Origin of the sequence: Pseudoalteromonas sp. SWYJZ12 (assembly GCF_015864395.1) — a bacterium.
GTDB lineage: Bacteria > Pseudomonadota > Gammaproteobacteria > Enterobacterales > Alteromonadaceae > Pseudoalteromonas > Pseudoalteromonas arctica.
Map to the genome: position 1 here is coordinate 132,824 of NZ_JADYXH010000002.1, position 13,024 is coordinate 145,847.

Annotated in this window: 11 protein-coding genes and 1 pseudogene; 11 read left to right on the forward strand and 1 reads right to left on the reverse strand. The window is 38.4% G+C overall.

Features of this window, described 5'->3' with window-relative positions:
* Nucleotides 1-52: 52 nt before the first annotated feature.
* Nucleotides 53-1,738, reverse strand: coding sequence for a BCCT family transporter (locus I6F42_RS02845; protein ID WP_197150803.1), 1,686 nt, complete (start codon nucleotides 1,736-1,738; stop codon nucleotides 53-55).
* Nucleotides 1,739-2,109: 371 nt separating this feature from the next.
* On the opposite strand from I6F42_RS02845, the gene I6F42_RS02850 reads away from it, so the two are divergent.
* The 11 genes and pseudogenes from I6F42_RS02850 to I6F42_RS02895 all read left to right on the forward strand — a co-directional run bounded on the left by I6F42_RS02850 (nucleotide 2,110) and on the right by I6F42_RS02895 (nucleotide 12,967).
* On the forward strand, nucleotides 2,110-3,300 hold the full coding sequence (locus tag I6F42_RS02850) for an aromatic ring-hydroxylating dioxygenase subunit alpha (protein WP_010553492.1): 1,191 nt from the start codon (nucleotides 2,110-2,112) through the stop codon (nucleotides 3,298-3,300).
* Nucleotides 3,300-4,724, forward strand: a complete 1,425-nt coding sequence (locus I6F42_RS02855) for an aldehyde dehydrogenase family protein (protein ID WP_010553493.1) — start codon at nucleotides 3,300-3,302, stop codon at nucleotides 4,722-4,724. Before I6F42_RS02850 ends, I6F42_RS02855 begins: the two co-directional genes overlap by 1 nt.
* 99 nt (nucleotides 4,725-4,823) lie before the next feature.
* Nucleotides 4,824-4,985 (forward strand): annotated as a pseudogene (locus I6F42_RS20145) (rubredoxin); the annotation flags it as partial.
* Complete coding sequence (locus tag I6F42_RS02860; RefSeq protein WP_231616299.1) at nucleotides 4,977-6,236, forward strand: FAD-dependent oxidoreductase; 1,260 nt, start codon at nucleotides 4,977-4,979, stop codon at nucleotides 6,234-6,236. The pseudogene I6F42_RS20145 and the gene I6F42_RS02860, both read left to right, overlap by 9 nt.
* A 3-nt stretch (nucleotides 6,237-6,239) precedes the next feature.
* Nucleotides 6,240-7,562 (forward strand): FAD-binding oxidoreductase, encoded by a 1,323-nt coding sequence (locus I6F42_RS02865; RefSeq protein ID WP_039488163.1) that lies wholly within the window; start codon nucleotides 6,240-6,242, stop codon nucleotides 7,560-7,562.
* On the forward strand, nucleotides 7,559-7,909 hold the full coding sequence (locus I6F42_RS02870) for an ethanolamine utilization protein EutQ (protein WP_010553496.1): 351 nt from the start codon (nucleotides 7,559-7,561) through the stop codon (nucleotides 7,907-7,909). The genes I6F42_RS02865 and I6F42_RS02870 overlap by 4 nt, the downstream gene beginning before the upstream one ends.
* Nucleotides 7,910-8,310: 401 nt before the next feature.
* Nucleotides 8,311-8,721, forward strand: coding sequence for a hypothetical protein (locus I6F42_RS02875; RefSeq protein ID WP_010553497.1), 411 nt, complete (start codon nucleotides 8,311-8,313; stop codon nucleotides 8,719-8,721).
* Between the two features lie 373 nt (nucleotides 8,722-9,094).
* A complete protein-coding gene (locus I6F42_RS02880) occupies nucleotides 9,095-10,588 on the forward strand; it encodes a hypothetical protein (protein ID WP_197150805.1) in 1,494 nt (497 codons plus the stop codon).
* Between the two features lie 235 nt (nucleotides 10,589-10,823).
* Nucleotides 10,824-11,162, forward strand: a complete 339-nt coding sequence (locus tag I6F42_RS02885; RefSeq protein WP_007583302.1) for a hypothetical protein — start codon at nucleotides 10,824-10,826, stop codon at nucleotides 11,160-11,162.
* A complete protein-coding gene (locus tag I6F42_RS02890) occupies nucleotides 11,155-12,495 on the forward strand; it encodes an SPFH domain-containing protein (protein WP_010553499.1) in 1,341 nt (446 codons plus the stop codon). The genes I6F42_RS02885 and I6F42_RS02890 overlap by 8 nt, the downstream gene beginning before the upstream one ends.
* A 202-nt stretch (nucleotides 12,496-12,697) precedes the next feature.
* Nucleotides 12,698-12,967, forward strand: coding sequence for a YrhK family protein (locus I6F42_RS02895; protein ID WP_007583304.1), 270 nt, complete (start codon nucleotides 12,698-12,700; stop codon nucleotides 12,965-12,967).
* The last annotated feature ends 57 nt before the right edge of the window (nucleotides 12,968-13,024 follow it).

The following is a 13,024-nucleotide window of genomic DNA, read 5'->3' on the forward strand; positions in this document are numbered from 1 at the left end:
TGCCTTAGAAGCAAACCTAAGAGCAGCGCGTATTTTTTGATCATTTAGCAGATTAGTTGATTGTATTAGTATGCTTTATTGGTTCATCGAGTTGATCTTTACCAGGGCGAACATGTTGTGGAAGCATTGCCCAAGGTTTTGGCTCGCGTCGAATGCTATAAAATAGCGTTACACCCATCATTAAAATAAAAATCGAGATAGGAAAACCAATAATAATGGAAGCAAATTTAATTGCTTGTAATCCGCCTGCATAAATTAATACCCATGAAATTACCGCAATTGCAACTCCCCATAAGACACGTATAGATTTAGGTGGTTCTGTATCGCCTGCGGCATCAAGTATGCACAGGACTAACGTTCCTGAATCTGCAGAGGTGATAAAGTAAGTTGCGAGCAATATACACGCTAGAATACTGAGTATCGTCCCTAATAAACCTTCATCTAAGTTATTAAATAATGTAAACAGTGCGCGCGTGCTGTCTTCTTTTGTGGCCTTAAGGACTGTTCCACCTATAAATACATCTTGCTTAATTACTTGCTCTGAATTGCTTACTTGAGCTGCAACGTTATTTTTTTCAAAGGCGTTTCGCTCGTCTTGCTCTATTTTTAATGCACTGCCACCAAATACAGATAACCAAATAAATGCAATGGCTGTCGGTGCTATCAGTGCACCGCCTATAAGTTCACGAATTGTGCGACCTTTAGATATACGCGCAATAAACATGCCTACAAATGGCGCCCAGGTCATCCACCATGGCCAGTAAAAGCTAGTCCACGAACTTTGCCAATTGGTGTCTTTTTGTGTGTCGGTCCATAATCCCATTTGCACAATATTTTGAAGATAGTTACCAGTGCTTTCGAAAAAAATATTAAAGATGTATCGAGTAGGTCCAATCGCTAAAACAATTAATACTAATAATAGAGAAAGCAGCATATTCCACTGCGATAATAAACGAATACCTCGGCCAACCCCTGAAAGCACTGAGCCAACAGCGATGGTACATAAAGTAACAATTAAAATAGTTTGTGTTGTTAGGCTTATATCAATACCAAAAGTTTGTTGTAATCCGGAGTTTATTTGTATAACACCGAGGCTTAAAGTTTGGGCTATACCAAAGGCAGTTACAGCAACGGTAATAATATCGGCAATATGACCAATTGGGCCGTAAATACGTTCCCCTACGATAGGATATAAAATAGATCTAAAAGTGAATGGTAGGCCTTTACGATAAGAAAAGTAAGAAAGGGCTAGTGCGACAATAACAAAAAGTGACCATGGATGAAGACCCCAATGATAAAAAGTTAGCTGCATTGACATTGAGGCTGATTCGTCGGTTAACCCTTCGGTAAATGGATTATCTGCGTAATGCCACATAGGCTCTGCGACTGACCAAAAAACTAAACCTATTCCCATCCCGCCTGAAAACAACATTGAAATCCAAGCCCAAAAACTAAATTCGGGCTTGTCGTTATCGTTTTCGCTTAATCTAATATGGCCATAACGACTAACCATAAGATAAATCAAAAAGGCGACCACGAGCGAAACTAAGCCAATAGAAAACCACTTCATATTATAAAGTAAGAAAGTAGCGAGAGTTTCAAAGTAGTGACCTGCTTTATTAGCGAGTATCACAATAAATAAAATGAAGGCGATTAAAATTACTTTGGAAGCAATGGTAACCGTGGGGTTGAGTCCCTTAAAAATTCCGGACTTAGCTCTTATTGTGGAGTGTGTCATGTGTTGTCCTGTGAGTGTGTGTTTTTATTGCTTTTTGTTAAATAGTGTTTGAAAACTAGAAAATTTACCACCTCATTACAAATTATAAATTCTCATCAATCCATGAGTTTTAGTTATGCATGAAATTTAGTGCTATTACTCTAAAGCCTTTTTAGGTGTTAAGTTCAACAATTATGCATGATAAAAACTCATCGATAGGTAGCGCAAAAATCGTTTGTTTAGTGCGCTGTTGTTAATCAAAATCAAGTCAGTTGATAACAAAATGTAGTTATGACCTGAGAGTTTAATTTAAATAAAAACGCTTAATTTGTTGTTCTTAAATTAAAAGTTAGGACTTATCTTTCATCACACACACCGTTTGGAGAAATAGCATGAGCAATGTAAAACAAAAAATAATCCCTATTCAGCAGATTGATCGTGTACTTAATCCTATTCATGAGGCCACAGGGATGCCTAATGAGGCTTATACCAATCCAGAGTATTTTAAATTTGAACGCGATCAGGTTTTTGGCAGCACATGGGTCTGTGTTGGTTTCGCTTCTGATTTGACAAAAAATGGTTACGTAAAGCCAATTAACTTTATGGATTTACCACTTTTACTAATGAAAAACCGCCAAGGCGATGTGCAGGTTTTTCATAATGTATGTAGTCACCGAGGCATGAAGCTGATTCATGAAGAGGGTGAAGTACAAGGCATGATCCGCTGCCCTTATCATTCTTGGACATACGATCTGGACGGTAACTTAAAGGGGACTCCTCATATTGGTGGTATTGCAAAGCATAAAGACGAGCGCTTTAAGTGTGAAAATCATGGGTTAAAAGCACTGCGCTCAGCCATTTGGATGGATATGGTTTTTGTTAACTTGTCGGGCGATGCTGCAAGTTTTGAAGAGCACATTGCACCGCTTGAAAAACGTTGGGAACAATTTATTGGTAATGACGGTTTAGATTTATTGCGTCGCGTAAATATGAGCGGACACATTGAAATAGAAGTAAATAGTAACTGGAAACTAACAATAGAAAACTTTTGTGAAGCCTACCACTTACCTTGGATACACCCCGCTTTAAATAGTTACTCTAAGTTAGAAGATCATTATAACATTATGTTTAATGAGCATTTCTCTGGTCAGGGTAGCTTAGCGTATAACCTTTCTGATACCGCCGGTACACACTTACCTAAATTCCCTAACTGGCCTGAGGACAAGTTACGTCAAGCCGAATATATTGCGCTATTTCCTAATGTTTTAATTGGCATTCAAGCCGACCATGCATTTGCGATGATGATTGACCCGGTAAATACCGATAAAACAGTTGAGCGATTACGCATTTTTTATGTGGGTGACGAGGCAATGAAAGATGAATATGCGGCATGTAGAACGTCGACCGTTGAGTCTTGGCGCGTGGTATTTAGCGAAGACATTATTGCGGTTGAAGGCATGCAGCAAGGACGTTACTCTCCTGGATTTGGTGGTGGTGCTTTTTCTCCGGAAATGGACAAGCCAACTCACTTTTTTCAAACATGGTTAGCAAAACAAGTTAAATCGGCGACGGAGCAAGAGTGATGGCACATTACCTTAATTATATAGGCGGTCAATGGCTTAATGCTGATACCCATATAGATGTAATTAATCCTGCATCTGGGCAGTTATACGCAACAATTGCCAGTGCGACGATTAACGATGCCGATAAAGCGATGGCAGCGGCTAGACAATGCGTTAATAGCGGCGAGTTAAACGATATACGCCCTGCGATGCGCGCACACTGGATGCTCAATGCGGCGCAAGCAATACGAGATATTGCTGATGAAGGGGCGCTCGAGCTATGTCGCGAAAATGGTAAATCTTTGCAAGATGCTAAAGACGAATTTTTAGAATCGGCTCGCTATTTTGAATACTACGCAGGTATGGCGGATAAACTCGAAGGTACCTCTATTCCGCTTGGTAAAGACTACATTGATTTTACTCAATATGTGCCTATGGGTGTATCGGTTCAAATAGTGCCTTGGAATTTTCCAGTGTCTATTTGTGCACGCTCTTTAGCCCCGGCGCTTGCTGCAGGTAATGCCGTAGTTATTAAATCCCCTGAAATATCACCTGTAGGCATGGTGTATTTAATTAGGGCACTTGAAAACTGTGGTTTTCCTAAGGGATCAATAAACTTACTTTGCGGAAAAGGCTCAGTTATAGGTAACCATTTAGTTGAACACGCTGAAGTAAATCAAATTGTTTTTACGGGTTCAGTGCCTACAGGGCAGCATATTCTTAAAGCATCTGCTGCGAGAGCAACACCTTCAGTAATGGAATTAGGCGGTAAATCTGCCGCTATTGTTTTACATGATGCTGACTTACAAAACGTTGTAAGCAGTGTACGCAGCGGGATATTTTTTAATGCTGGACAAGTTTGCTCTGCTATGTCGCGTTTATTAGTACATAAAAGCCGTTATACAGAAGTGAAAGACGCAGTGGTAAAAATGGCTGAAAGCTTATTGATTGGCTCTGGCGAAGAGCAAGCTGATTTAACGCCTGTTGTCTCAAAAGCGCAGCAAATCAGTGTTATGGCAATGATCGAGCAAGCTAAAAAAGAAGGCGCAAAAATCATCACCGGTGGCTATATACCTGATATGCCTGGCTACTTTGTAGCACCAACCATAATTGAAGCAACGCCAGAAATGACAATAGCGCAAGAAGAAGTATTTGGCCCTGTACTTGTTGTTATGCCGTTTGATACAGACACTGAAGCTGTTGCTATTGCTAATGGAACCGACTTTGGTTTAGTTGCGGGTGTGTTTGGTGAGGGCTTAAACCATGTATTTAATGTTGCTCAGCAACTTAGAGGTGGCCAAGTGTTTGTTAATGAATGGTTTGCCGGTGGTATTGAAACCCCTTTTGGTGGTGTGGGCTTGTCTGGCTTTGGGCGAGAAAAAGGCCAAGAAGCAATTTATAGCTATGTTCAAACCCGCAATATTGCGATTCGTTTGCATCATTAAAACAATATTTCGGCTTGTTACTCGCATTCACTTCTTATTTTTTTATTCAATAAAGTGAATGCAACAGGTGTTTTAAATAAAGTCAGTAGGATGAGAGATATGAAAAAATGGCTCTGTATTATTTGTGGTCTTATTTACGATGAGGCTCAAGGCTGGCCAGCTGATGGCATTTTACCAGGCACTCGTTGGGAAGATGTACCAGAAGATTGGGTCTGCCCAGATTGTTTAGTAGGTAAAGCTGATTTTGAAATGATGGAGATCACACAAGACGACGTTCAAGTAGCGAGTCATGTGGAGCTAATCGAGAAGGCTCAACCTATTGCAGCACAAGACCTAAAATCAGACATTACTTTAAAACCGATTGTTATTATTGGCAGTGGGCATAGTGGTTATCAAGTAGCGGCAGCACTTCGTAAGCAATCTTCAACGGTCCCTATTACTGTTATTACTGCTGATAACGGCGCGCTTTATAGTAAACCGGCACTATCTAATTCATTTGCATTAGGTAAAAGTTGTGACGATTTACAAAATGAAAGTGCGTTAGAGTGGGAGCAAAGGCTTAATATTCGTGTCTACCCTCATACTCGAGTAGAAAAGATTGATAGGAATAAGCAGACCCTAAATACTAATATTGGCAGCTATGAATATAGCAAGTTAGTACTAGCCACTGGTGCTTCTGCTATTAAAATCCCGATTGCTGGCGATTGTAGTAATGTATTAAGTATTAATGATTTAACAGACTATCGCTGTTTTAAAAATGAGCTTACAGGAAAAAAACGCATCGCTATTCTAGGTGATGGTTTAATTGGCTGTGAATTTGCCAACGATTTGAGTGCAAGTGGTTATGACGTGAGTGTAATTGGTTTAGGTAAATGGCCAATTGAGCGCTTAATTCCACAAATATTAGGAGAGCGTTTAAAGAAATCATTGACCGATATTGGGGTTTCTTGGTTTTTAGAAGACAGTATTTCTCATATTGACGCTGAGCCTGATGGAAGTTCTCAATTACATTTACAAAGTGGAAAAGTAATTGAAGCTGATTTAGTTATATCGGCCGTTGGCTTAAAACCAAATACAGCATTAGCAGAGCAAGCTGGCCTTGAAGTTGGCCGAGGTATAAAGGTTAACGACTATGGTCAAACAAGTGATGAAACTATTTTTTCATTGGGTGATTGCGCCGAAACAAGTCAAGGCTGGCAGCCATTTATAGCGCCAATTAATCAGCTTGTGCCTTCATTGGTTTCTTGTTTATTAGACGACTTGACCAAAGCTATTTTTACATGTTCACCAGTGATAGTGAAAACTCCAATCATGCCTTTATCTATTTATCCTGCGGCAGTAGGGGCACTTGGTGAGTGGCAAATAGAGCAGATTGATGATGGTTTAACTGCTCGGTTTTATTCTGTTGATGGTTTATTACTAGGTTTTGCCCTTTTGGGTAAACAAGCTCAGATAAATAGAAGCCACTTACTTGAGCAGCTTAATACAAAACAGCTTACTGTAGCGGAGTAATAAATGATTCATTTACCAAACGATGATGCTACATGTGGTTGGTATCATGCAATAACTAAAACACCAGAAAAACCTAGACTAACAGGTGAACAAACTGCCGATTACGTTGTACTAGGTGGCGGGTTCGCTGGACTTGCAATGGCTAGGCGACTAGCTTTGCATGCGCCTAATGCACGTATTATATTGATTGATGCGCAGCGTATTGGGCAAGGAGCATCGGGTCGAAACTCAGGCTTTGTAATTGATCTACCGCATAAATTTTCATTAGAGCATCCAGATCCTGCGCATAAGCAAAAGCTACTTAAGCTTAATCGCTCAGCGATAGATCAGCTTTCGAGTTTAGTGTCGAAATATAAGATTGATTGCCAATGGTCTGCAGCTGGTAAATATCAAGGTGCAGTCGGTGAGCGTGGTGAAGCTTATTTAGATCATTTTGAACACTTAATGAAAGATTTAGGTGAGCCTTACCAACATATAAATGGAGATGATCTTTCTAAAGTATTGGGTACAAACTATTACAGTCGCGCTATTTATACACCTGGTGGTTATTTAGTTCAGCCTGCGGCTTTAGCATGCGGGTTAGGAGATAACCTTCCTGATAATGTTGAGGTATTAGAAAACTCGCCAATAAATAACTTATCTAAAGAGCATGGGAAGTGGCTACTGCACTCTAAGCATGGTGTAGTTAAAACACCTAAGTTACTACTTGGTACTAGTATATTTACGCGAGAGTTTGGCTTTTTAAAAAATCGATTATTACCTGTCATGACTTTTGCTAGTTGGACCAGGCCTTTAAACGATGATGAAATGAAAGCGTATACCGGGTTGTTAGATTGGGGCTTAACACCCGCAGATCATGCTGGCACAACGATAAGAATGACAGCCGATCGCCGCATATTAATTCGTAATACTTACAAGCATGTCGATAAATACGGTGCTAGTTCCACTGTAAATGAAAATGTGCGTAAACAGATTCAGGATGATCACCGTAAAGTATTTTTAGCACGTTATCCTCAGTTAATTGACGTTCCTTTTACCCATTCGTGGGGAGGTACTTATGCAATTTCTCGTAATTTTACCAACTTTTTTGGCGAATTAGATGATGGCGTATATGCCAGTGCATGTGATAACGGTGTAGGCATTGCGTGGGGGACAGTATCAGGAACATTATTAGCAGATTTAGTGATGGGCGAACAATCAGAATCCCTCGACGATATTCAACACGTTACAGGTATGCCCAGCCTTAATCCTCCAGAGCCGTTTTTAGGTATTGGTGTTAAAAGCCGAATTAGCTTAGCTAAATGGTTAAGCCGGAGCGAAATATGAAACAAGTTAAATTAGTAGATAGTAAAAATCTAGATTTTAATGTTAGAGGGGAGACCCTTGGTATGGCTTATGTTGCACGTGCTTTAAGCACAGAAATATCACCTCACATTGGAGTGGGTTTTGCTAAGTGGGAAGGGGCGAAAGTTGCTTGGACCGTTTTATACGATGAAGTTATTTTTGTAATTGAAGGGTGCTTTGAGCTAACTGCAAATGGAGAAACGCATTTGGTTCATCCGGGTCAAATGTTATGGATACCTGAGAATACAGAATTGGTATACGGCGGGCATGCGTTATTTGGCTATGTGGTACACCCAGGTAATTGGAAAGAAATACATGGAATAGTTTAATTTTTAAATCTACACATAGTTCCTGAGCCCTTAGTGCAACCAAACTAAGGGCTTTTTTAGTATATTAGAAGAACTCAATTTTTGTAATTTAGGTAAATTTAAAACCAAATATTAGACTAAAGTCTATAGGTTAGATTTATTCACTTATTAGGTTTGTTTTTATCGTTTGTGGTAATTGAGCTAACACTCTAAAGTTTAGTTGTCGGCAACAAGTACGACTAACAAATACCAATTTTATTAAAACATGATTATTTTAGCGAATTAAATAACTCACTAACGGCGTTAAAAAGTTACTTATATAGAACGACTATATTTCATAATTTTTGCCTTGTTATTAAGCTATTTACTTGACGCTAAAAAAGATCACTAGTTTAAACAATTGCCATAACAGGAATATAATCATGAAATTTACACTTTTAAAAACCATCGCTCTTGGCTCATTATTAACTTGCTCAGCTGCTGCAATGGCTAATCAAGGTGATTATAAATTAATGGTTATTGAAGACTCAGTAACAGCAGCCCCAGCATTTGAAAAATCATTTAATAGCTGTGCTTTAACTGTTGAATCAAAAAACTACGAAGAAGCAGAAGCTATTTGTACACAAGCAATTGCATTGCTTAAGCAAAGCCATGGTCCGCGTTTAAAAGTACGTGAGCTTACATCGTTTGCATTAAGTAACCGTGGTGTGGCGCGTATTAAGGCTCAAAAAGACACTGCGGGTATTTCTGATTTATATGAAGCGGTTCAAATCTCTAAAAACTCACTTGTAACACATAACTTAACTCGCGCTAAAAAAGAGTTATCTCTTTGAGATTAACTTTATAGCTTGAATTAGCTGTAAAGTTCGCGAGTAGCAAAACCCCACGTTAGATAACACTTAACGTGGGGTTTTTGTATTTGTATTAAAAACACATTTGCTTACAAAAAACTCTCTACCACCAACCCCCTTTAAACTTGGTACATATAGCTCATATTAGTGAATAAAAGTGAATAGTATGTTTATTTTATTAACAAATGTAAGAGCTAAATTTAACAGGGTGTGTCACTATATAGGTACAGGGCATGTTAACTTGTTGCCATCCCCCATAAAAATTCAATAAATTTCTGTTGTTTAAATCTACTTATATAATTTATAACAATATGATTTTTAATAATAATTAAAGTGCAAAAAAGGAAGTCTTTGTATGTTTTTTAAAAAAAGTCAGTTAGCTATTTCATTAGCGTTTACGCTAGGCCTTGTTGGATGTGGCGGCGGTGGCGATGATAAAGTGGTCGTTGTAGAGCCAGTTGTAGCCAAGCCTGACCCTATAAAAGTAGATCCCGTAGAAGTTAACACTATCTCTCTTACTGGAAAGGTCATTGATGGTTATGTATCTGGTGCAATAGTATGGCTAGATATTGATGGCGATGGTACTTTTGATGAGCAAACAGAACCTTCTGTAGTCTCTGAAGAATCGGGTAATTATAGTTTTAATTTTACAGAAGAGCAGGCGCTGTGTGTGCCGTATTCAACTATGTATGTTGATGTACCGGTTGGTGCAATTGACGAGGATTTAGGAGAGGTAACACAAGCGTATCAAATGTCATTTCCGCCCTCAATTGAGGCTTTGACTGATGAAGATATTCGAAATATATCCCCTTTAACAACCGTTATTTGGGAGCAGTTAAGCCTTCAATTACAAAAAAGTGGTAACAATAATTTAAGTTGTGATGCACTTAAAGAAAATACTGAGCTACTTGCAAACCTTCAAAGCGAAATAACAAATGTTATGCAAAACTTGGTTGCGCATTATAATTTGTCGACAGAGCAAATTTACTCAGATTTTATCGCTACTAACGACAGCGACGCTTACGACAGAGCACAAGCAATTGTTAAGGGACTAAAAGCGGCCTATAAATTCAAGCAAGAGCTAGATGCTCAGTATCCTGATGCAGAAGAAGTAAGAGCAGTGATTTACCAGGACACAGCAAAAGATGCAGAGTATGGATTTGAAAATGCATGGTACCGCGATAAAGTTATTTTTGCAGGCGCTGAACTTATTTATGAGCAAGTAAAGCTTCAAAATACAGACGAACTCGACAAAATTGACGTTATTTTGTCTCGATTGGATTCAACAGATACGCCTTGGGGCGAAGAATCGTTAAATGGAAAATTAACAGTTAGAGACGATGTTTACATTAACGCCGATCGTACTTACCGATGCTCTAGCATTGAGAACGTTAGTTTTGAGCAAAGCAATGTGCTTTATGGCGTTGATAATACAAGCCCATCGGTTAACTTCCCAACAGCAGATGAATGCGTTAGTGCTAATTTAGATACACCGTTCGAGCGAGGTTTTAGCATTAGCTATACTGAGTTGGGATCGTTTTACCAAACTGACTTTGCCTTTAGAGAGGAAAATGCTGACTTTCAAACATTATCTAATTGGGTAAATGTTAAAGACAAAGCTGCTGATTTAGAAACTCAAGATTTAGTTACTGTACTCGCTGCTATGCCTTATAAGTTTGATGACGAAACATCTATTGATGCTAGCTTTTGGCGTAAATATAAAACCACAGACAACGTACGTATTATTAAAACGATTGAAGGGAAATGGTTTAGAGATACTCGCCAAGAAGATGGAACAATGCTGCATGAGTGCGGTGAAAATGGTATTGATTGGGTGCAATGCGAATAATGTAAAAAGCACTTTAATAAATATTAGTTTAATGCCAGTCAGTAAATAACTGACTGGCATTTTTTTGTTTGAAAAGCTTACTTTTACGTGCGGTTTTTACTGTATACCTGATGAACACTATTTTTAATCTGTTTTTTACTTGGGTTTACTGTAAAATTACTGGGTTAACATTTGTTAAGTAATACTTACAATTGTTATTGCTCATTAAGTATTTAAACTAATTTAAGTAGAGCTTATGATTTTTTATATTATAGGGTTAAGTTTACTTGTTATTATTTTATGCGTTGCGCTTTATGTAATTTACAGCAACGTACATAAAAGTCGGGTAAGAAAATCCAAAGAATACAACGTACTGTTTGATAAAGACACGATAGTGGATGATTTAATCACTCAACTAACAGAAAAAAATCAAACACAAGAAAACCAAGATAAAACAGCTAAAGGTAAAGAAGAAATCCTTGCAATATTTGTTGAGTTACATCGCTCTGGTAGCTTTTGCGCACACTTGAGTGAACAGGAAATTATTTACTTTGTTAAAAAGAAATTAAACATGGAGAGTAGTAAAAATGGATAGCGAAAAAGCAGTCCCAGCAGTAAAAAGTGACTCATTTATGAGTCGATTTGGTCGTCGTAATGTAATTGTTGTTTCATCAATTGTTGTTGTATTAGCCGTAATTGCAACGCTTACATCGCAAGTTGTTTCGTGGAATGAAGCAGATGAGCGTTTAGTACATCAATCGGCTTTTACAGGTAACTTGACCGTAATAAATCAAGCCGGCCCTTATTTAAAAGCGTTTGGTACTACATCGGCATATAAAAAAGTAATTTCGATTAACTTTACGGGCGATGCTGGTGCAACAGCAAGCGCAATTGTGCCGTTAATTCCGATTCGATTTTTAGACACTACAACCGGTGGCGCACGAGGTGTCTCTCGTTTTAGATTGCCAGGCAATGTACCAGCAGCAGAATCGGGTGCTTTACGTGGTTTACTTAAAATACACGAAGAGTTTGGTTCACAAGAAACATTAATATCTAATTTATTAATGCGTGCGACCACTGAAAATGTAAAAGCGTCGGCGCGTATGATGTCGGTAGAGCAACATTACTCTGGTGGTAATGGTCAATTAAGCCAAGATTTTGCTGATCAATTAACCAACGGTATTTTTGTTACTGAACAAATTATTAGTACGGGTGAGCGCGATAAATCTGACGATTTAGGTAATTTAAGTAAACAGCAGCGCGTCACTATTAATATTAAAATGGATGATGAGGGTAATACACTGCGTAACGCACCTATTTTAGGCGCTTACGGTATTACAGTAGTTGATGCCAGCATTATTGATATTGACTACGAAAGCAAAGTAAATGCTCGTCTTGAAGCCCAAAAGCAAGCTGCTGCTGATGAAGCGCTAGCGCGTCAAAACCTTAAAAAAGCTGAGCAACAAGCACGTACTGAAGTGGCTTTAGGTGAACAAGCAATTGCTAAGCAACGTGCTGAATCTGAAAAGTTAAAAATAAAAGAGCAAATTGATGCTGAACGAATTAAGGCAAATGCCATTATTTCTGCGCAGCAACGAGTGGCTGTAAAAGCGGAGCTTGCAAAAGAGCAAGAAGAGATTTTAAAGCAACAACGCTTAGAAGCATTAGGTATGGACGTTTTAGCTGAGGCTCGTTTAAGAGCTAAGTCTGCTGCACTTGATCCTAAGTATGTATTTGATGAAACGCTAAAAGCAGAAGTTAAAATTCAAACCGCCTTATTTACAAGCTTAGGTAATAGCCGTTTAGTGCCTGAAATTGTAATAGGCGCAGGCCAAGGCGAGCAAAGCAATGGCTCTGAATTTATGCGTTTATTAGCCGCTGACGCTGCATTAAGCCTTAAGAAACGTTTAGAAAAAGATAAAAAATAAATAATTACTAAATATATAAACAATATTGAGGCTTAGCCTTTAAATACTTAGCCTTTAAATATTATATAAACAATAAAAACGCTGGCCAATAAGCATTGGTCAGCGTTTTTTATTGTGCGTATTTTGCTATTGTACTGTTTAGGTAAGCTTTGTGGCTTATTAAACATGTATTTAGGTAATAAAAGGTAAATAGTGAGCAGTTATGGATTCGAACAGTAATCAGTTTATTTTAGATTTAGGGCAAGAGCATATTACTATTCAGCGTCGATATGAAGCGCTGGGAGCGTTTAACGATTTTTTAATTGCAGTGTGGTTTTTAATTGGCAGTTTTTTCTTTTTAAATGATGCATTAGTGCAAAGTGGCACATGGTTGTTTATAGCGGGCAGTGCTCAATTACTTATAAAACCTGTTTTGAAATTGATCAGCTTAGTGCATGTTAGTCGGGTATTTCATTCAAATAAAACTCCATAAATAAAACCATAAATACGACTCATGATGAGTTCAGTTATTATGGCTAATAATTTACCA

What these genes read in the sequence shown, in the direction of transcription:
- I6F42_RS02845 (WP_197150803.1), bottom strand. Translation starts at nt 1,738, where the DNA reads ATGACACACTCCACAATAAGAGCTAAGTCCGGAATTTTTAAGGGACTC.
- I6F42_RS02850 (WP_010553492.1), top strand. Translation starts at nt 2,110, where the DNA reads ATGAGCAATGTAAAACAAAAAATAATCCCTATTCAGCAGATTGATCGT.
- I6F42_RS02855 (WP_010553493.1), top strand. Translation starts at nt 3,300, where the DNA reads ATGGCACATTACCTTAATTATATAGGCGGTCAATGGCTTAATGCTGAT.
- I6F42_RS02860 (WP_231616299.1), top strand. Translation starts at nt 4,977, where the DNA reads ATGGAGATCACACAAGACGACGTTCAAGTAGCGAGTCATGTGGAGCTA.
- I6F42_RS02865 (WP_039488163.1), top strand. Translation starts at nt 6,240, where the DNA reads ATGATTCATTTACCAAACGATGATGCTACATGTGGTTGGTATCATGCA.
- I6F42_RS02870 (WP_010553496.1), top strand. Translation starts at nt 7,559, where the DNA reads ATGAAACAAGTTAAATTAGTAGATAGTAAAAATCTAGATTTTAATGTT.
- I6F42_RS02875 (WP_010553497.1), top strand. Translation starts at nt 8,311, where the DNA reads ATGAAATTTACACTTTTAAAAACCATCGCTCTTGGCTCATTATTAACT.
- I6F42_RS02880 (WP_197150805.1), top strand. Translation starts at nt 9,095, where the DNA reads ATGTTTTTTAAAAAAAGTCAGTTAGCTATTTCATTAGCGTTTACGCTA.
- I6F42_RS02885 (WP_007583302.1), top strand. Translation starts at nt 10,824, where the DNA reads ATGATTTTTTATATTATAGGGTTAAGTTTACTTGTTATTATTTTATGC.
- I6F42_RS02890 (WP_010553499.1), top strand. Translation starts at nt 11,155, where the DNA reads ATGGATAGCGAAAAAGCAGTCCCAGCAGTAAAAAGTGACTCATTTATG.
- I6F42_RS02895 (WP_007583304.1), top strand. Translation starts at nt 12,698, where the DNA reads ATGGATTCGAACAGTAATCAGTTTATTTTAGATTTAGGGCAAGAGCAT.